The organism is Marinobacterium sediminicola (assembly GCF_022343685.1).
In the GTDB taxonomy this organism is placed as follows: domain Bacteria; phylum Pseudomonadota; class Gammaproteobacteria; order Pseudomonadales; family Balneatricaceae; genus Marinobacterium; species Marinobacterium sediminicola.
Genome location: NZ_CP092123.1, coordinates 1,071,522 through 1,089,990, shown reverse-complemented (window position 1 = coordinate 1,089,990; position 18,469 = coordinate 1,071,522). Strand labels below are relative to the sequence as shown.

The 18,469-nt window shown below is 59.2% G+C and carries 15 protein-coding genes; 3 read left to right on the top strand and 12 right to left on the bottom strand.

Translation table 11 applies throughout. The features are described from left to right. Window position 1: 1 nt before the first annotated feature. The 4 genes from LN244_RS05085 to LN244_RS05070 are packed head-to-tail and all read right to left on the bottom strand — an operon-like array spanning window position 2 to window position 4,467. A complete protein-coding gene (locus LN244_RS05085; RefSeq protein WP_239041765.1) occupies window positions 2-1,213 on the bottom strand; it encodes a thiolase family protein in 1,212 nt (403 codons plus the stop codon). A 17-nt stretch (window positions 1,214-1,230) separates the two neighbouring features. Further along, complete coding sequence (locus tag LN244_RS05080; protein ID WP_239041764.1) at window positions 1,231-3,060, bottom strand: long-chain-acyl-CoA synthetase; 1,830 nt, start codon at window positions 3,058-3,060, stop codon at window positions 1,231-1,233. Window positions 3,061-3,098: 38 nt separating this feature from the next. Continuing rightward, on the bottom strand, window positions 3,099-3,728 hold the full coding sequence (locus LN244_RS05075; RefSeq protein ID WP_239041763.1) for a nuclear transport factor 2 family protein: 630 nt from the start codon (window positions 3,726-3,728) through the stop codon (window positions 3,099-3,101). A gap of 7 nt (window positions 3,729-3,735) precedes the next feature. Continuing rightward, window positions 3,736-4,467, bottom strand: coding sequence for an SDR family NAD(P)-dependent oxidoreductase (locus tag LN244_RS05070; RefSeq protein ID WP_239042366.1), 732 nt, complete (start codon window positions 4,465-4,467; stop codon window positions 3,736-3,738). A gap of 221 nt (window positions 4,468-4,688) precedes the next feature. On the opposite strand from LN244_RS05070, the gene LN244_RS05065 reads away from it, so the two are divergent. After that, entirely contained in the window at window positions 4,689-5,519 is an 831-nt protein-coding gene (locus LN244_RS05065) for an alpha/beta fold hydrolase (RefSeq protein ID WP_239041762.1), read from the top strand. 51 nt (window positions 5,520-5,570) lie between these two features. Next, window positions 5,571-7,700, top strand: coding sequence for an oxidoreductase (locus tag LN244_RS05060; RefSeq protein WP_239041761.1), 2,130 nt, complete (start codon window positions 5,571-5,573; stop codon window positions 7,698-7,700). Between the two features lie 95 nt (window positions 7,701-7,795). On the opposite strand, the gene LN244_RS05055 is transcribed toward LN244_RS05060, so the two are convergent. After that, window positions 7,796-9,556: a sensor domain-containing diguanylate cyclase gene (locus LN244_RS05055; RefSeq protein ID WP_239041760.1), complete on the bottom strand. Its 1,761-nt coding sequence runs from the start codon at window positions 9,554-9,556 to the stop codon at window positions 7,796-7,798. Window positions 9,557-9,919: 363 nt separating this feature from the next. On the opposite strand from LN244_RS05055, the gene LN244_RS05050 reads away from it, so the two are divergent. Further along, complete coding sequence (locus LN244_RS05050; RefSeq protein ID WP_239041759.1) at window positions 9,920-10,369, top strand: DUF2846 domain-containing protein; 450 nt, start codon at window positions 9,920-9,922, stop codon at window positions 10,367-10,369. Window positions 10,370-10,376: 7 nt separating this feature from the next. On the opposite strand, the gene LN244_RS05045 is transcribed toward LN244_RS05050, so the two are convergent. The 7 genes from LN244_RS05045 to LN244_RS05015 form a co-directional block, all read right to left on the bottom strand. Beyond that, window positions 10,377-12,050: a methyl-accepting chemotaxis protein gene (locus tag LN244_RS05045; RefSeq protein WP_239041758.1), complete on the bottom strand. Its 1,674-nt coding sequence runs from the start codon at window positions 12,048-12,050 to the stop codon at window positions 10,377-10,379. A 154-nt stretch (window positions 12,051-12,204) separates the two neighbouring features. Continuing rightward, the gene (locus LN244_RS05040; protein WP_239041757.1) at window positions 12,205-13,338 is read right to left on the bottom strand and encodes an acyl-CoA dehydrogenase family protein; all 1,134 of its coding nucleotides are present in this window, start codon (window positions 13,336-13,338) and stop codon (window positions 12,205-12,207) included. Beyond that, on the bottom strand, window positions 13,335-14,543 hold the full coding sequence (locus tag LN244_RS05035; protein WP_239041756.1) for an acyl-CoA dehydrogenase family protein: 1,209 nt from the start codon (window positions 14,541-14,543) through the stop codon (window positions 13,335-13,337). Before LN244_RS05035 ends, LN244_RS05040 begins: the two co-directional genes overlap by 4 nt. 24 nt (window positions 14,544-14,567) lie before the next feature. After that, complete coding sequence (locus LN244_RS05030; RefSeq protein ID WP_239041755.1) at window positions 14,568-15,734, bottom strand: acyl-CoA dehydrogenase family protein; 1,167 nt, start codon at window positions 15,732-15,734, stop codon at window positions 14,568-14,570. A 9-nt stretch (window positions 15,735-15,743) separates the two neighbouring features. Next, window positions 15,744-16,919, bottom strand: a complete 1,176-nt coding sequence (locus LN244_RS05025; RefSeq protein WP_239041754.1) for a lipid-transfer protein — start codon at window positions 16,917-16,919, stop codon at window positions 15,744-15,746. 16 nt (window positions 16,920-16,935) lie between these two features. Continuing rightward, window positions 16,936-17,337 (bottom strand): MaoC family dehydratase, encoded by a 402-nt coding sequence (locus tag LN244_RS05020; protein ID WP_239041753.1) that lies wholly within the window; start codon window positions 17,335-17,337, stop codon window positions 16,936-16,938. Further along, window positions 17,327-18,460 carry an acyl-CoA dehydrogenase family protein gene (locus LN244_RS05015; RefSeq protein ID WP_239041752.1) on the bottom strand — a complete coding sequence of 378 codons (1,134 nt, stop codon included), beginning with the start codon at window positions 18,458-18,460 and terminating at the stop codon, window positions 17,327-17,329. Before LN244_RS05015 ends, LN244_RS05020 begins: the two co-directional genes overlap by 11 nt. Between the last annotated feature and the right edge of the window lie 9 nt (window positions 18,461-18,469).

Here is an 18,469-nt window from a genome sequence, read left to right as displayed (position 1 = left end):
CTTAGCCCCCCTGCAGAATCAATGCACCCTGTTCACTCATCACGCCGCCGGTTCCGGAGACGAACACCTGATCGCAACGCTTGAGCTGACGTGCATCGGCACGACCGGCGATCTGGGTGTAGGCTTCGATCACCTGCGAGAAGCCACCGGCACTGCCAGCCTGACCGAAGCTGAGCTGACCGCCGTGGGTGTTCAGCGGGAAGTTGCCCTTGAAGGTCAGGTCGTTCTCCTTGATGAAGCGCATCCCCTCACCTTTCGGACAGAAACCGGCATCCTCCAGCGACAGCAACACGGTGATGGTGTAGCAGTCGTAGATCTGCGCCGCGTCCATATCCTGCGGTTTGACGCCGGCCATTTCGAAGGCGCGCTTGGCCGCAGCCGCAACCGGGGTCACGGTCATGTCGTTGGCATAGGACGGTGACTTGAACGACAGACGCTCGCCAAAGCCCTTCACGAACGCCGGGCGGTGTTTGGTCTTGGCCGCCAGTTCCCTGGACGTCACGATCACGGCGGCACCACCGGCTACCGGCATGACGATTTCCAGCACGTGCAGCGGGTCAGCGACCATCTTCGAACCAAGGACCTCTTCGACCGTCAGCGGCTTGCCGAAGAACATGGCATCCGGGTTGGCCTGGGCATTGGTACGCTGATCAACACAGATCTTGGCCATCGCGGCCTGGTCGTAGCCGTACTGCGCCGCATAGCGCTGGGCGATCATGGCATAGCCGGTGTTCTGGCCCATGTGGCCGTAAGGCAGATCGAACTCGGCCTCCGGTGCACCGAAGGCGGTGCTGTGACCACCAAAGCGCATGGCACGGGCCATCCAGGCCGGATCTTCGCTCGGGCCGAACGGTGCAAGGCGCATCGGAATCACGCAGAGTACCGCCTGACACAGCCCCATCTCGATGGCCGCTGCCGCGCGCCATACCATGCCTACCGGGGTGCAGCCCCCCAGGTCGACCACTTCGGCGAAGTTCAGCTCAATGCCCAGATACTCGGCCGCCATGGCCGGTACGAAGACAGACGCTTCGTGGAACTGGGGACCGTTGATCACCAGACCATCCAGATCACTGGCCTTGAGTCCTGCATCTTCCAGTGCCTGGGCCGCCAGATCGGCCACCTGCTCGAGGTGGAACATCTGCGGCGCCGTGGCATATTTTTCAGGCTTGTACTGCGCCGCGCCCACAATCGCGGCATCTCCTCTCAATCCCATTGTTATCTCCCGACGCCTTATTGGTATTCGAACGGTGGCAACCCGACTGCGGCCAGTGCGTCAGCCGAGTAAGGCTTATAGGTGCCAGCCTTGTCATCACGTATATAGAGCGGATCCTTGCAGTGCTCCGGGCTGTAGCCCTGACGCTGCAGATCCACCTTGCGCAGCTTGAACGTGGTGGTCATATCGGCCGCTTCACTGACACGCACGAACAGCGGTGCCGCATAGCGGGGGATACGCTCTTCGGTCAGGTCATAAAACGCCTGGGGATCGAACTCGGCACCTTCCTGCATGACGATCGCCGCCATGCCGCCACGTCCTTCATGGTCAGGCACCCGCACGCCGTAGACGTTGATCAGCTCGACACCGGTGAAGTCACCCAGTGCAGCCGCCACTTCCTGAGTGGATACGTTCTCGCTCTTCCAGCGGAAGGTATCGCCGACACGGTCAACGAAGTAGAAGTAACCGTCTTCGTCATAGCGCAGCAGGTCGCCGGAACGCCACCAGCTGTCACCTTCGCTGAACACGCCACGCAGAATCTTCTGTTCGGTGGCGTCCCTGGACGTATACCCTTCAAAACGACCGCCACCGATTTCAGGATGGTTGATGATCATACCAACGGCTTCACCCACTTCACCCGGCTGGCACTGGACACAGTAGCCGTTCTCATCACGGACATAACTGTCGCTTTCCACGTCGTAACGAATCAGGCGCAGGTTGGTCTTGTTCCAGTCCGGCACGCGACCACAGGAGCCGATGTAGTTGTCCACGTTGATCAGGTTGGTGTTGGCCTCGGTCGAGCCCCAGCCCTCGTAGACATCCATCTGGCCGAAACGCTCGATCCAGCGGGACCAGGTCTCGTTCGTCAGACCGGCACCGACCATGGCTCGCATCTTGTGCTCACCACAATCGGTTTCCTGATTGAGCAGATAGCGGCAGATCTCGCCGATGTACTGGCACACGGTCACATTGTGCTCACGGACGTCAGACCAGAAACGGCTGACGCTGAACTTGCGGCGCAACAGGATGGTGGAACCGGCCTTGAGCGCGGTGGACGTCAGTGACGTCGCCGCCGCACCATGATAGAGCGGCAGGAAGCAGTAGAAGACGTCGTCAGGCGTGGCCGCGACGGTCACCTCCATGACATCACCGGAGCACAGCCAGCGCATGTGGCTGTAGATTGCCGCCTTGGGCAGACCGGTGGTGCCGGAGGTGAAGATCAGCAGTGTCGGCGTTTCCGCGGTAATATCGGCACGGTGCGACTTGTCCACCTGCTCGCGTGAAGCGGTTTCGAGCGCATTGATGTAGTCACGGCTCAGACCGGCCAGGTCTGCTTCAGCGGCAGGCTTCTCGGCATCCGGCAGCAACCACTGGGGCACGTTAAGATCCGGAGTCTGGGCGAACAGGTGAGCACATTCCTCACCGACGATCACGGCCTTGGCGTCGGTGGACTCCAGCGCGTGCTGTAGCGGACGCCCGTTGATCTGGTTGTTGATAAAGGCAACGACCACACCTATTTTGGTCAGACCGAACCAGGTGGTGAAAAACTCGGGACGGTTTTCCATCGCCATGCCACAGACATCGCCGGACTTGAGGCCGCAGGCCAGTGCCGCATGGGCGACCTGGTTGGCCCGGGCGTTCAGCTCGGCATAACTCAGGCGGGTATCACCGTAGATGATGAACGGATGATCCCCCAGCGTCTCGGCCTGCTGCTCGACGCGATCGGCAATCGTGTAGCGGTCCGCCGGCTTAATCAAAGCGGCCGCCTGGGATCGACGGTCCAGCTTGCGCTGGGTCTCCTCGCGCGGCACCACCGCCGGTGACGGCGCAGTTTGATTGGAACTCATGCGCTTATTCCTTCTTTTTATGTGACGGTCCGCTGAACTCAGCGTACCCGAATTCTCGGCGCGGGCGTATCACCGCGCATGGTCTGCAGGAAACGCTCCACGGGCGCCGGCGGCGCAACCTCTGGCAGCTCACCTTCCGGCGGGCGCTGACTCCAGAACTGCTGCCAGGACGGGAACAGGCCGTGGAACGTACCCTCGTAGGGTTCACGTCCCGGCCAGCGCATTTTCATGTCGCCGATGGGCGGCTTGTTCAGATCGGTGGCATACCAGTAGCAGGGCAGACGACGGCGGAAGTACCACTGCCCGTCGATGCGCTCATAGTCGTCCCAATACAGCATCTGCATGATCACCCACTCGGGGCCGGTCTCATGCTCGTTCTTGGAGTAGACGACGCCGATGGCATGATCGGCATCGACAAACTCGATGATATGCTGCCCCAGGTGGTGCGAGGTACCGGTGAACTGATCACGCAGCGTGGTATCTACCCACGCCTTGAGGTGCTCACGCCCGACCTTTTCACGTCCGACACGGATATCGGGTGCAAAAAGGTTCACGTGTGCATCCAGGTCGCGCATATCCAGCGACAACGAATATTTGCCCGCCAGCTGACGAATCGCCTCGATGGACTCAAGACGATCAATACGCTGTTCCAGTGTCATATCAGCCATGGTCACCTCAGATGAAAACCATGCCGCCGTTGACGGCAATGTTCTGTCCGGTGATGAAGCCTGCGTCGTCGCTGGCCAGGAAAGAAGCGACCTTGGCCACGTCTTCCGGCTCGGCCATGCGGCCCATCGGGATGGTGCTGATCATCTGCTGCATCCACTCTTCGGGAATACCGGCCATCATCGGTGTGTTGGTTGCACCCGGAACCAGGGTGTTAACGCGGATGCCGTTGGGCGCCAGTTCACGGGCGATACTGCGGGTCAGGCCCATGACACCGGCCTTGGACGCCACATAGTGGCTCGGGCCTTCTCCGGACATGACCGCAGAACTGGATACGTTGATGATCGCTCCGCTGCCGTTTTCGGCCATCAGGCGTGCGCCTTCACGACAGCACAGGAAGGTACCGGTCAGGTTAACGCCAATTACGCGCTCCCAGTTGTCATCCGGCGTATTGAGAAACTCGTCGACAGAGCCGATACCGGCGTTGTTGACCACCACATCAAGACGGCCAAAGGCGTCTTTGACCTGCTGCATCGCGCCCTTGACCGATTCGCTGTTGGAGATGTCACAGGCGATCGCAATGACCTCACCCTCACAGGATGCAGCCGTGGCTTCCGCGGCCTCCTTGTTGATATCGATGGCTGCCACTTTGGCGCCTTCGGCTGCAAACTGCTTCACCACAGCCTGACCCATGCCCTGACCGGCACCGGTCACGAATACCACCTTGCCTTGATGTTTCATCACACATCCTCCTGTGCACCCTCAGGCACACCGCTTTCAGGTTCTTGTTGTGTGATGCATCTTTGACCAGCCATGCAAGTCGAACATCGTCCATCAAGACTAAGCCGACCGGCCCCATGCTGGTCTGAACGGACGATGTCCTGACACCCTGCCGGTTAGAGGATAAGCAGGACTCGATCTATAGGCGGCCTGTGCGCCGCCTCCATAATAAGGAGAACACCATGGATCATCAGGACCTGCCACTGCCAATCGGCCATTACGCCCAACTCGAAAACGGCCTGACATTACACTATCTGGACGTGGGTGAAGGCCCGGTCGTGCTCTGGCTGCACGGCAGCGGCCCCGGTGCCAGCGGTTTCAGCAATTTCAAGACCAACTATCCCGTCTTTGCCGAAGCCGGTTATCGCAACATCGTGTTGGACCTGCCGGGCTTTGGACGTTCCAGCAAGCCGGAAGACGCCCATTACAACCTCGAATTCTTTGTCGAGTGCCTGAACCAGTTCCTGCAGGCCACCGGCATCGAGCGCTGCAGCCTGCTGGGCAACTCACTGGGTGGCGCCATCGCGCTGGGCCAGGCATTGGCCCATCCGGCTACCGTTGAACGCCTGGTGCTGATGGCACCCGGCGGTGTCGAAGAGCGTGAAACCTACTTCCAGATGGAAGGGATCAAGCGCATGGTCGAAGTCTATGGCCAGGGGCCTATGGGTGTGGAAGAGATGCGTCAGGTGATGCAGCTGCAGCTCTATGATGCGTCCCAGCTGGAAGATGCACTGCTTGCCGAGCGTGCTGCGGTTGCTGTCACTCAGCCGGCCAACCTGTTTTCCACCATGATGGTGCCGAACATGACCGAGCGTCTGGGTGAACTCACCTGCCCGATCCTTGGCTTCTGGGGCAGCAATGACCGTTTCAACCCGGTCGAAGGCGTGTTCAAGTTCCTCGACAAGGCACCCGAGGCCCGATTCCTCATGCTCAACCGTTGCGGTCACTGGGTTCAGGTCGAACATACCGATCTGTTCAACCGCACCTGTATCGACTTTCTGCAGCAGGGTTGAAGCCGGCTTTGCCGCACCTTCATACTCTGAGCAGATTCAGGAGTGATGCCTATGGCCGCTTATCAACACCTTTTTACCCCGGGCAAGATCGGCTCGCTTGAGCTGAAAAACCGCATATTGATGGCCCCGATGGGGTCCAACTACGCCGAGCAGGATGGCACCTGTGGCGAACGCATTCAGGCGTTCTACGAGGCCCGTGCCAAGGGTGGCGCCGGCATGCTCACCATGGGCGTGTGTTCCATCGCCTATCCGGCCGGCACCGCCGAGCCGTTTCAGGTGGGTGTATCGTCTGATGATTTCATCCCCGGGCTCAAGCAACTGACCGACCGCGTGCACAAGCATGGCGCCAAGATCGCCATGCAGCTTCAGCATGCGGGCAAAACATCGGTACGCGATCTGGCCGAAGGCCGGGAGCTTTGGGTACCGTCCATGCCGCCGGCCGCCAATACCGACATGTTCGCATCGCTGACGCAGTCGGAGCTAGGCCGCTTTATCAGCTCATCCAAGGGCCGGGAAAAATCCGGTGTCCGCATCCGTGTGATGGACAAGGATGATATCCGACAGATGGTGACCTGGTTCGCCGACGCCGCGGAGCGGGCCAAAAAAGCCGGTTTTGACGGGGTCGAGATCCATGCAGGTCACACCTACATCATTGCCGGTTTCCTCTCGCCCTATTACAACAAGCGCGATGACGAATATGGTGGCCCGCTGGAAAACCGTGCCCGCCTGCTGCTTGAAGTCATCCATGCCATCCGTGAACGTGTCGGTCGGGACTACCCGGTGTGGATGCGCATGGATGCTCTGGAACTGGACCTGCCCGGCGGGATCAGCCTTGAAGACGCGACCCTCACCGCGCAGATGGCGCAGGAGGCCGGTATCGACCTGATCAGCGTTTCGGCCTACGCCAACCTGAGCAGCGGTAACGCCTTCACCAAGGCACCGATTCCGCAGCAACGGGGCATGTTCCTCGACTGGGCTGCACACATTCGCAAGGCGCTGAATATTCCGGTGACGGCCGCGGGTCGTATCGACCCGGAAATGGCCGATAAGGCCATTGCCGATGGCAATTGCGACTTCGTTGCCATGGGACGCAAGCTGCTGGCCGATCCTGACCTGCCCAACAAGCTGAAGGACAATCGTGCGGCCGATGTGCGCCCCTGCATCTACTGCTACGCCTGTGTTAGCCAGATTTTTGTCAACGAGCGGGTCAAGTGTGCCGTCAACCCGCAGACCGGCCACGAATCCGAGTTGCAGCTGATCGCCAGCGACAGCCCGAAGAAAGTGCTGGTGGTCGGCGGTGGCCCCGCCGGTCTGGAAGCCGCCCGCGTCAGCGCCCTGCGCGGCCATCAGGTAACCCTGGTCGAGCGCAGTGGCCGTCTGGGCGGCACCCTGTTCTTTGCCGCCCTCGCCTATCCCGAGAACGGGGCTCTGCTCGACTATCTGATCAAGCAGGTACGTGATCTGCCGATTGATGTCCGGCTGAACACCAACGCGGACGATGCACTGGTCAAAGAGCTGCAACCTGATCAGGTGATTGTGGCCGTAGGTGCGCGCCGCAATGCCCCGGATATTCCCGGTGCCGATCAGAAACATGTCTGGTCAGGTGATGAGCTGCGTAAACTGATGACCGGTGAAGGTTCCGACATCGCCAAGCGCAAGCTCAGCGTCACCCAGCGCATGATGATGAAGTCCGGCTCACTGGTCGGCGTCACCAACAGCACCGAAGCAATGCAGAGCCTGTCCAAGCTGTGGATGCCGCTGGGCAAGAACGTCACCATCATCGGTGGCGGGCTGGTCGGCCTGGAGCTGGCCGAGTTCCTGGTCGAACGTGGTCGTAATGTGCATGTCCTCGAACCCGGCCCTGATCTGGGCGCCGAGCTTTCAATCGTGCGTCGCTGGAAGGTGCTGCACAATCTTGAGAGCCACGGCGTGCGAATGGAGAAAAACACCCAGGTGCACACCATTGGCAAAAAGGCGCTGAACTACTCGGATGCCGAAGGCAACAGCCACGAGCTGGCGGCGGATTCGGTGGTTCTGGCAATCGGTGCCGACACCAATCGCTGCCTGAGCAGCAGCCTTGAAAAGCAGGGTATCGAGGTGGTCAATATCGGTGATGGTGACGAAGTCGCCTATATCGAGGGCGCCCTTCGCTCGGGCATGAAAGCCGCTGTTAAGCTCTGACAGCAGACCGCATCGGGAGCCCTGCCGGGCTCCCGCATTACGGCCCTGGACGGATAGGACCGATTGTCAGCCGCGTTTCACGGTAGCGGCTTCAGTCAGGCGTGTGCCACGCACACACGGTTTCGTCCTTCATGCTTGGCACGATACAGCGCTTCATCTGCCGCACGAATCAGTTCCTGGGTGGTATTGATTTCACCCGCAAGACTGGCGACCCCCAGGCTGATGGTGATGCTGATCGCCTCGTCGCACTCAGACACCTGTGGTATCAACAGTTCCGCGACACGCTCCCGCAGACGCTCTGCCAACTCTTTTGCACTGGCCGCATCGGTCATGGGCAGCACCAGCATGAACTCCTCGCCACCGTATCGGCCGGCAATATCGCTGGTACGAATGAGTTGCCCGGTCACTTTCGCCAGGTCATGCAGCACACGATCACCCGCCTGGTGCCCATAGTGGTCGTTGACTTTCTTGAAGTGGTCCGCATCAAACATGATCAGGCTCAGCGGGTTACCATAACGCGTGGCACGTGCAACCTCGGTATTGAGCTGTTCCATCAGGACCCGGCGATTCAGCAATCCGGTAAGCGCATCATGACTGGCCAGGTTCTGTAAATCATCACGCAGGCGCTTTTCTTCGGTGACATCCGTTGCCACACCCAGCAAAAACCTGACTTTACCCGCACTGTCCCTGAGCGCGATCTTGCGCGCATGCAGATCACGTGGCCCTGCTGGCGTGTCGATTCTCAAATCCACCACGACTTCACGACGATTGGTCACCAGTTCGCTGTCCATGGAAGAAAAGCGGCTCGCCTGATCATGCGGGAACAGATCATATACCGTTTTGCCGATGACCTGATCTCGACTCAACCCCAGCAGGTTTTCTCCGGCCTTGTTCAGCCGCACGAACTTGAGGCTATCGGCATCTCTGAGGAACAACATGGCGGGCAGATTCTCGACGATGGCGTCGAGTTCCTGGTTGAACATCTGCAACTGTTCCTCGGCGACTTCTCGAGCCTCGATATTGGCCTCAAGCTGGCTGGACAGGTGATTCAGTGCCAGCGACAGTTGCGCGATTTCATCATCCCCCTTTATGGGCAGTGTGACGCCATAATCCCCTTTGTGGATCGACCGGATACCCACCATGACCCGATTCAGCGAACGGGTAATCCAGTGCGAATAGCTGATACCTGCGACACCTGCCAGCAGAATCGAAAGCCCTGATAACGCCAGCGCCAGATAGAACACCTCTTCCAGCGACGCAATAAAGCGCGCACTTTCCTCTTCAGCCTCTTCCTGAGTGTCGTCCCAGAGTTCCTGCAGGTTCAACTGCAGCTGGCGTGAAGGGTTTTCGAGCTCATGCTCAAAAAACTCATACATTTCCGACAGACCATCGGGCTTCTGCTGATAAAGGCTCAACAGCTCCCGGCTGGCACTAATGAAAGAGGCCAGCTGTTCCTTGACCTCCTGTAATTCCTCAAGCTCCTCGCGCTCATCTTCCACCAGCGCTTCGTCAAAATCATCCGAGTGGGAGAGGTCTCGATTGACGATCTCCAGCCAACTGGCACTCAAGTGCTCTAATTCAGCCAGTGATTCCGATACGACATCAAGGGTATAGATGATCTCATCCGTCTCCACTCCCACAGCTGCTTCAACGATGAGTTCACGCAGATTGGATTTGGTTCTCTGCAGCAACATGCTGGTTCTGGCGGCGTGATAAGTCTCCTGGCTGTTGATCTTCACCAGGTTATCAAAGCCACGCATGGCAACGACTTCTTTGCGTGCGATCACCAGACTGAAGGCACTCATGACCGCCGCGATCGCGACAAAGCCGAAGATAAGACGATATTTTAGAGTCATGCCAATCTCGTCGGAGAATCTCGATTATAAGTGTCTTATTTTAGCGACATTGGGATGTTTTTCTATATGGTCATTAAACAGTCAAAAGACCAAGAAATACATGTTTTTGTTACAGAACAGCAGCTTTTGAGACGAACTGGGCGGTATTCGCTGACACTTGTACGTAATGCACAGATAAAAAGTCTCATTTCTCCAGGCGCTGCGTCATAAAAGATGAGTGCAGTCTTGGGCCATGAAAATAAGCGCCCCCGATTGCCAGCGATAGCGGTTGCTCAGGATCAGGAAAAAACGTCCACAACCGTGCAAGTTTCGCCGGACTGTACCAAGCTCTGAGAGATACCACGTCAACAAGGAAGCACGGCCATGTCTATCCGATCTGTCTTCGCTGTTATCTCAGTCTTGTGGGTGATGCTGCTGGGCGGGTGTGCCAGCGTTCCCATGGACTCCATGAGCAGCGACAGTGAATCCAAGCAGTTCATTGTCCCCGCCGATAAATCGAGCATTTATGTCTATCGCAACGAGACCTTTGGCGGTGCCATTCCGATGACGGTGGCGCTGAATGGGCGAGTGGCCGGTCAGACGGGACCCAAAACCTACTTCCACTGGGTCGTAGACCCGGGCCGGCACGAAATATCCTCTATTACCGAGAACACATCGACACTGGTGATCGATACCCAACCCGGTGAAAGCTATTACATCTGGCAGGAAGTGAAGATGGGACTGTGGATGGCGCGATCGCTGCTGCAGCAGGTTGATACCCCCACCGGACAGGCGGGGGTACTGGAGTGCAAGAAGGCACACTCCAACCTGTAGCGCTCGCTTAGACCTTGAAGGTCATCACCAGCTGGCTCAGGCGCTGCTCCAGCTGCGCCATGCCGGCGGTGGTGTCCGCAAGAATACTGGCGTTGTGATCGGCCTTGTCGGCAATCGCCGCTACCTGCTGCACACTGCCGTCGATCTCATTGGCAACCGCTGTCTGCTGTTCAGCCGCGCCCGCAATCTGGGTATTCATTTCGCTGATCGTCGCCACTGAAGCGGTGATCTGCTGCAGTGAACGGGTCGCGTCCTCGGCACGCTCGGTCGTGGCGGCACTTTGCTCACGGCTGCGGCTCATCACCGTGACCGCTTCGCGCGCACCACTTTGAAGACGCTCGATCATGCGCTGAATTTCTTCAGTGCTCTGCTGCGTCCGACTGGCAAGCGTACGGACCTCATCGGCGACCACCGAGAATCCCCGCCCCTGATCACCCGCGCGCGCCGCTTCAATCGCAGCGTTCAGGGCCAGCAGATTGGTCTGTTCTGCAATCCCGCTGATAACCGACACGACACTGCCGATAGCGTCGGCATCGACACCCAGACGGGTAATGACCTCGGCCGAGCGGTGGACATCATCTGCCAGCTGGTTGATCGATCGAATGGTCTCCTCCACAACACGATCACCGTTGCGGGCGTTGGCATCTGCCTGCTGTGCCGCCTCGGCCGCCATGGTGGCACTGGACGCGACCTCCTGAACTGCGGCAACCATCTCCTGAATGGAGGCGGCGGTGCGTCCGGTATCTTCTCGCTGCTGACGGGTATCAGCCTGTGTCTGATCTACCACCTGGGTCATGGACGCGGTGGACTGGCTCAGTGAGCCCACCGCCACCTGAACTTCCTTGACCAGCTGATGAATTTTTTCGACAAAGCCGTTGAAGCCCCGCGCCACATCGCCGACTTCGTCACGGCTGTGAACATCCAGACGGCGCGTCAGGTCCCCCTCGCCTTCAGCAATATCCAAAAGAGCCTGAGCCGTCAGCTGCAGCGGTCCCAGTATCCGTCGTGACAACAACAGGTTGACCGCACTGACCAGCACGGCCAGTACCAGCCCGGAGGCCAGAATCCAGATCATCGTCTGAGTCACGGTATGGCCGATATTGGCCTCTCGCAGCGCAACCTGAGATTCAATGTCATCAATGAAGAAGCCGGTTGCAATCACCCAGCCCCAGACTTCGATTTCACGGGCATAAGTGAGCCTCAGCGCGGGCTCGCCACCCGCTTCTCGGGGCCAGCGAAACTGCACGAAACCGCCACCGTCCAGTGCTGTCTCGATAATGTCGCGAACGAAGGGTTTGCCATCCGGGTCTTTCAGATCCAGCACCGATTTGCCGATCATGTCGGTATTGCCGGAGTGGAAAACGATATTGCCATCGAGGTCATAGCCATAGATGAAACCGCCCTCACCAAAGGTCATGCCATTCAGCACTTCCTGCGCCTGAGCGATTTTTTCCTGGTAACGCATATCCAGGCGATGCTGCAAGGGACGAATCGCGCCCATTGCCATATCGATATAGTTTTTCAGTTCCTGTTGGCGAGTTTCCATCATCTCGCTACGGATCGTGTCGACTTCCTTGTTTTCAAGCTGCTGCAGCTGCCACTGCACCACCAGCATGACGGCCAGAACGACAATGATCATGGGTACGATCGAGATGGAGAGAAATTTTGTTCTTATTTTCATTCTTGTCCCTCTTCAGTGACACCTGAGTCATCGGAACGGCCAGCAATCCGGGCCTTAAAGCCCGAAGCACACAGGCATCGGAAAAAGGCCTCCACAGCATAGAAAGAGGCCACCAAGAGGCAGAGGAGACGAGCGCTCCCCTGCCGACAGGGTCTCAGGCAGATTCCAGCAGTGAAGCCGACCGGTCCAGATGGTAGTCAGCATCACCCAGCAGTGCCTGCAGCACACGGATGCGTTTGAAGTAGAGGCCCACATCCAGCTCATCGGTGACACCGATGCCACCATGCATCTGGACGGCCTCGCCACTCACCTTGTCCGCCATCTGACCGACCTTCCACTTGGCCAGGCTGACCAACTGACTGGCCTGGGCATCACCGGCATCCAGTGCTTCCAGCGCCGCCATCAGGCTGGAACGGGCCAACTCGATATCGACATGCATCCAGGCGGCGCGGTGCTGAAGTGCCTGGAAGGAACCGATAGGCACATCGAACTGGACACGGGTACGCAGGTAGTCGAGGGTGATTTTGAACAGTTCTTCACAGGCACCCTGAAGTTCTGCGGCAATGCAGGCGCGGCCACGGTCCAGTGCACGGTTCAACACCTCGGCACCACGATCCAGTTCACCGATCAGGTCATCAGGCGCAACCTGTACCTGGTTGAATGCCAGGCGAGCAGTATTGCGTGAGTCGATCAGGTTCTGGCGTGTGAGAGTTACGCCCTCGGCACCCGCCGGAACGATAAACAGACTGATGGCGTTCGCCGCATCACCGGTACGGGCGGCAACGATCCAACCGTCCGCGCCCAGACCGTCGACGACCATGACCTTGTTGCCGTTGAGCTCAAAGCCACTGTCATTGCGGCTGGCCGACAGCGCAATCTGCTCCGGGTTATGACGAGCCCCCTCGTCAACGGCCAGTGCAAGACGCTTGCTGCCGCTCATCAGCTCACTCAGCCAGTTTTCCTGCTGGGCTTCGCTGCCGCCAAGCTCCAGTACGGAGCCGCAGAGCACGATAGACGACAACAGCGGAGAGGCGCTCAGATGGCGACCGGCGGATTCGAACACCGCGCCCATGCCGGCATAGCCGAACTCGAGACCGCCGAGGCTTTCCGGGAAAGGTATCGCGGTCCAGCCCAGTTCGGTCATTTCCTGCCAGAGGTCCGGCTCGAAACCCAGCTCATCGCCGCGATCTCGCATCGCCCGCAGGGCCGACACCGGGCTACGCTCGGCAAAGAACTCCTGCGCCGTATCCAGCAGCATGCGCTGCTCTTCGTTATAAATCAGGCTCATTTGGCGCCTCCTTTGGGAGCATCGGGCAGATCCAGTACACGCTTGGCAATCACGTTCAACTGCACTTCCGATGAGCCACCGGCAATGGTCTGGGTGTAGCTGAGCAGCCAGGCCTTACTGATCGCCTGCTCTTTTTCGCTGAACTCCTCACCGTCCCAACCCAGAGCACGGTAGCCCATGGCATCGACCAGCAGCTCGAACTTCTGCTTTTCCTGTTCGCTGTGGACCAGTTTCATGATCGCAGCAATACCACTGACATCCTGACCGGCACGTGCCTGCTGGCCCATGCGCTGTACGGTCAGATTATAGGCATGCTCGTCCATGGCACAGGCACGAGCGCGGGCACGCAGGGCGATGTCAGATGGAGACTCAGACTGAGGCAGATAGTCCCCCAGAATGCTCATCAGATCGAAGTGGGTCGGCAGACTGAACTCACCGAACTTGGACATGGCGCTGCGCTCATGCTGCAGCAGGCGCTTGGCCAGAGTCCAACCGCCGTTCAGCGGACCGATCAGGTTTTCTTTGGGCACCTTGACGTTGTCGAAGAACACCTCGCAGAAGGTGGACTTGCCACTGATCAGGTCGATCGGGCGCGCCTCGACGCCTTCGGCATGCATATCCAGCACCACCAGACTGATGCCTTCCTGCTTCTTGGCGCTGCTGTTGTCCGTGCGCACCAGACAGTACATCCAGTCGGATTTATCGCCATAGGACGTCCAGATCTTGCTGCCGTTGACCACGAAGTGATCACCGGCATCCACGGCCGAGGTGCGAATATTGGCCAGATCAGAACCGGCGTTGGGCTCACTGAAGCCCTGGCACCAGCGCACTTCGCCACGGGTCATCGGCGTCAGCAGACGCTTTTTCTGTTCTTCCGTGCCGAATTCCAGCAGCACAGGCCCCAGCATCCAGATACCCAGGTTGATCTGTGGCGGGCGGCATTTAAGGCGCTTCAGCTCCTGCTGCAGAACAGCATCCTGTTCCGGTGTCAGGCCGCCACCACCATAGGCTTCGGGCCAGTCCGGGCAGAACCAGTTCTTGTCGCGCATGCGTTCGAACCAGAGACGCTGGTCTTCACTGCCAAACTCAACCTTGGAACCACCCCAGACCAGTTCGCCAGCTGCCGCCGCACCACGCAGAGACTCGGGGCAGTTAGCCTCGAGCCAGGCGCGGGTTTCGGCGCGAAACTCTTCAATCGTGCTCATTCTTATTCTCTCCTCGTCTCCGGCTCAACGACCACGCTGCATGCCGAGACCGAACTGGGCGATCAGCTCACGCTGGATCTCATTGGTACCGCCACCGAAGGTCAGCGTCACGGACGCACGCACTTCATATTCCAGTTCACCCATCAGCAAAGACGCAGCGGAGCCTTCGCGGATCATACCGTTGGCACCGACGATGTCGACCAGACGGCGCAGGATTTCGATCGCTGATTCAGAACCGTACACCTTGGTGGTGGAGGCCAGCGCCACATCCATCTGGCCCTTTTCCAGATCCGACGCGATGCGGAAGTTGATCAGACGCATCGCCTCCAGACGCGAGTAGCACTCGGCCAGCGCGGAGCGGACCCAGGCCTGATCCATGGCACAGCGACCATTCTCATCCCTGGCCTTGGCCCACAGGTAAACGCGACGGAACAGCCCCACCACCTTGTCAGACCAGGAACCCAGACCCAGACGCTCGTGGTTCAACTGGGAGGTGATCAGCTTCCAGCCGCCATTCAACTCGCCTACCAGCATCTCTTTTGGCACCTTGACGTTGTCATAGTAGGTGGCTGCTGTCGGGTTGGAGCAGGTCGGGATCACCGTGTGCGAGAAGCCCTCGGAGGTGGTGTCCACGATCATGATGGAGATGCCCTTGTGACGGGGCAGATCCGGATCGGTGCGAGCCGCCAGCCAGACGAAATCGGCAGACTCGGCACCGGAGGTCCACAGCTTGTTACCGTTGACCACAAAGTGATCGTCTTCGACACGGGCATGGGTTTTCAGCACCGCCAGGTCCGAACCGGCATTGGGTTCAGAGTAGCCGATGGCGAAGTTGATCTCGCCACTGGCGATACCCGGCAGGAATTTCTCTTTCTGAAAGTCGGTACCATATTCCATCAGCGCCGGGCCCACGGTACTGATGGTCACGAACGGCAGCGGCGCGCCCGCGATGTTGGCTTCTTCGAAGAAGATCAGCTGTTCGGTGGCGGCATAGCCCTGACCGCCATGCTCTTTCGGCCAGCCCACGGCCAGCCAGCCATCCTTGCCCATCTGGCGGATGGTATCGCGGAACTCGTCACCGCCTTCCTTGCCGCGCAGGGAGCTGCGCAGCTCCGGCGTCATCAGGTTGGTGAAGTAATCACGAATTTTCAGTCGCAGCGCATGCTGCTCGGGTGTCAGATCGACAAACATGTGACCTCCTTAGCTTGCGCTCAGAATCAGACCGCTGGTTGGCACACCGGTACCGGCAGTAACCAGGACGTTTTCCACGTCATCCACCTGGTTGACCGAGCTGCCACGCACCTGGCGCACGCCCTCGGCTACACCGTTCATGCCATGGATGTAGGCCTCGCCCAGCTGGCCGCCGTGGGTATTGATCGGCAGTCTGCCACCACGGGCATGATGGCCGGCGCGGATGAAGTCCTTGGCCTCGCCTCGCTTGGCAAAACCGAACTCTTCCAGCTGCGGCAATACAAACGGGGTGAAGTGGTCATAAATGACCGCGGTCTGGATGTCATCCGGCGTCAGACCGGACTGACGGTACAGCTCACGAGCGACGACACCCATTTCCGGCAGACCGGTGATGTCTTCACGGTAGTAAGACGTCATGATCTGCTGACCATCGGCGATACCCTGAGAACCGGCCTTGATCATCACCGGCTTCTGTTTGAGGTCCTTGGCGCGGTCGGCGCTGGTGATGACCAGTGCGACGGCCCCATCGGACTCCTGACAGCAGTCCAGCAGGTGCAGAGGCTCACAGATCCAGCGTGAGTTCTGGTGGTCTTCCAGCGTGATCGGCTTCTCGTAGAAAAAGGCATTCGGGTTGGTGGCCGCGAAATCGCGCACCGCAACTGCTACACGACCGAAGTCTTCAGAGGTCGCTACATAGGTGTGCATGTAGCGCTGCGCGAACATGCCGACCCAGGCCGCCGGGGTATGGAAACCGTGCGGCATGTACCAGCCGTAGTTCACGTTCTCGAAGATCGGGGTATCGGCAAAGCCGTAGCTGCCGGTGCCGAAACGGTACCAGGAGCGCTCGTTCATGGCGCGGTACACCACCACGGTCTTGGCCACGCCAGTGGCAACGGCCATGGCCGCATGCATGATCGGTGCACAGGCGGCGCCGCCACCGTGCGGGATCTGGGAGAAGAATTTCACTTCCTTGCAGCCCAGCAGACGAGCGATTTCGTACTCCGGCACCTTGTCTACGGAGTAGCTGCTGAAACCATCCACTTCGGACGGGTCGATACCGGCATCTTCCAGTGCTGCCAGGGTGGCTTCCATCGCCAGACGCAGTTCCGTACGGCCGGAGTTCTTGGAAAACTCGGTGGCGCCAAGGCCGACGATCGCGGCCTTGTTGCTGATGTTATCGTTCATTCTTGTCTCCTCCGGCTCAGGGCAGCGTGACCGCTACCGTACCTGTGACGTGGTTGCCCATGGAATTCTTGCCCTTGAGCGTCACTTCCACACTGCGACTGTCCGCATCCAGGGCAGTGACTTCGCCCTGAAACTTCATGCTGTCGCCGGGATAGTTCGGCGCGCCCAAACGGATCTTCAGATCCTGGAAGCGACCTTCAGGCCCACACCACTGCTCGACAAAACGCTCCACCAGACCACTGGTGGTCAGGATATTCATGAACACATGGGGCGAACCCAGTTCCTGAGCCGCGTCCTTGTCGTGATGCCCCGGAAAGTAGTCACGGGTTGCAATCGCACCACCGGCGATCAGTGCCACTGTGATCGGGATTTCCAGCGGCGGCAACTGATCACCGAGGCTGACATCTTCAAATCGCATTGTTTTCTTCGAGGTCATATTTCCATCCCAAGGTATCGTGAGTTGCCAACCAGTCGCCAAGACGTTCCAGAGTTGCCCGGCTGCCGCCCAGGCCCAGACTCAGAGCGCGGCTCCAGTAGAGAAAACGGTGAATCGGATAGGTCAGATCGACACCGATGCCGCCATGCACGTGCTGGGCGGTATGGCCGATCTTGTGCCCGGCTTCGCAGGCCAGCCAGGCCGTAGCCAGTGCTTCGGAAGGTGCCGGCAGACCGGCATCGATGCGATAGCAGAGCTGCCACACTGAGGAGCGCAGGGCTTCCAGCGCAACCTTGCAGTCAGCCATGCTCATCTGAACCGCCTGAAACTGCCCGATGGCGCGCCCGAACTGAATACGCTCGTTGACGTACTCCACGGTGCGGCGGATCTGCTCCTCGCTCACGCCCAGCTGCAGGGCCGCCTGAGCGGCGATGGCGCGGGTTTCCAGCCAGTCAGTGGCCGCAACAGGCAATACCGCAGCGGCAGCCAGTTTGACCTTATCGCACTTGATATCCGCTACGCTCTCGCCCTGCGTCAGCACACCCGCTACGCGATTAACGCCCGCTGCATCGAATTCAACACAGGCTACGCGAGCGCCTTCAGCAGTATCGACCAGCACCAGCGCAGCGGCAGCTTCGACGGCACCCGGGACAGCATGCGCGGTGCCGTTCAGCACCCAGCCGTCATCAACCTGCTCGGCTTTCAGCGCCAGACCGGTCGCGCGGCTGCGATCACCGGCACTCAGTGTCAGTACCTTCTCGGCACCGGCCGCGGCTTCCAGCAGACCCGCGAACGCGTCGGCGGCAAACTGGGCCAGAGTGGCAGCCGCAACCTGATGACGCCAAAGCGGTACCAGACCCAGACCTCGCCCCTGTGCTTCCAGCACCAGCATTAGCTCGGTCATGCCCAAACCACTGCCACCCGCTTCTTCCGGGATATACAGAGAATGCAGGCCGGTTTCGACACAGGTCTGCCAAAGATCCTGCATGAGGGTGGCACCGCTTTCATCGAAGTCGCGCATGCGCTCATCGGTGCAGAAATCGGTGAACAGTCCGCCCGCCATTTCGGCAATGGCGCGCTGATCTTCTGTCAATGTAAAGTCCATGCTTCCTCC

Excerpts from the sequence above, each read along its gene's own strand:
- LN244_RS05085 (WP_239041765.1), bottom strand. The coding sequence starts at position 1,213 with ATGGGATTGAGAGGAGATGCCGCGATTGTGGGCGCGGCGCAGTACAAG.
- LN244_RS05080 (WP_239041764.1), bottom strand. The coding sequence starts at position 3,060 with ATGAGTTCCAATCAAACTGCGCCGTCACCGGCGGTGGTGCCGCGCGAG.
- LN244_RS05075 (WP_239041763.1), bottom strand. The coding sequence starts at position 3,728 with ATGGCTGATATGACACTGGAACAGCGTATTGATCGTCTTGAGTCCATC.
- LN244_RS05070 (WP_239042366.1), bottom strand. The coding sequence starts at position 4,467 with ATGAAACATCAAGGCAAGGTGGTATTCGTGACCGGTGCCGGTCAGGGC.
- LN244_RS05065 (WP_239041762.1), top strand. The coding sequence starts at position 4,689 with ATGGATCATCAGGACCTGCCACTGCCAATCGGCCATTACGCCCAACTC.
- LN244_RS05060 (WP_239041761.1), top strand. The coding sequence starts at position 5,571 with ATGGCCGCTTATCAACACCTTTTTACCCCGGGCAAGATCGGCTCGCTT.
- LN244_RS05055 (WP_239041760.1), bottom strand. The coding sequence starts at position 9,556 with ATGACTCTAAAATATCGTCTTATCTTCGGCTTTGTCGCGATCGCGGCG.
- LN244_RS05050 (WP_239041759.1), top strand. The coding sequence starts at position 9,920 with ATGTCTATCCGATCTGTCTTCGCTGTTATCTCAGTCTTGTGGGTGATG.
- LN244_RS05045 (WP_239041758.1), bottom strand. The coding sequence starts at position 12,050 with ATGAAAATAAGAACAAAATTTCTCTCCATCTCGATCGTACCCATGATC.
- LN244_RS05040 (WP_239041757.1), bottom strand. The coding sequence starts at position 13,338 with ATGAGCCTGATTTATAACGAAGAGCAGCGCATGCTGCTGGATACGGCG.
- LN244_RS05035 (WP_239041756.1), bottom strand. The coding sequence starts at position 14,543 with ATGAGCACGATTGAAGAGTTTCGCGCCGAAACCCGCGCCTGGCTCGAG.
- LN244_RS05030 (WP_239041755.1), bottom strand. The coding sequence starts at position 15,734 with ATGTTTGTCGATCTGACACCCGAGCAGCATGCGCTGCGACTGAAAATT.
- LN244_RS05025 (WP_239041754.1), bottom strand. The coding sequence starts at position 16,919 with ATGAACGATAACATCAGCAACAAGGCCGCGATCGTCGGCCTTGGCGCC.
- LN244_RS05020 (WP_239041753.1), bottom strand. The coding sequence starts at position 17,337 with ATGCGATTTGAAGATGTCAGCCTCGGTGATCAGTTGCCGCCGCTGGAA.
- LN244_RS05015 (WP_239041752.1), bottom strand. The coding sequence starts at position 18,460 with ATGGACTTTACATTGACAGAAGATCAGCGCGCCATTGCCGAAATGGCG.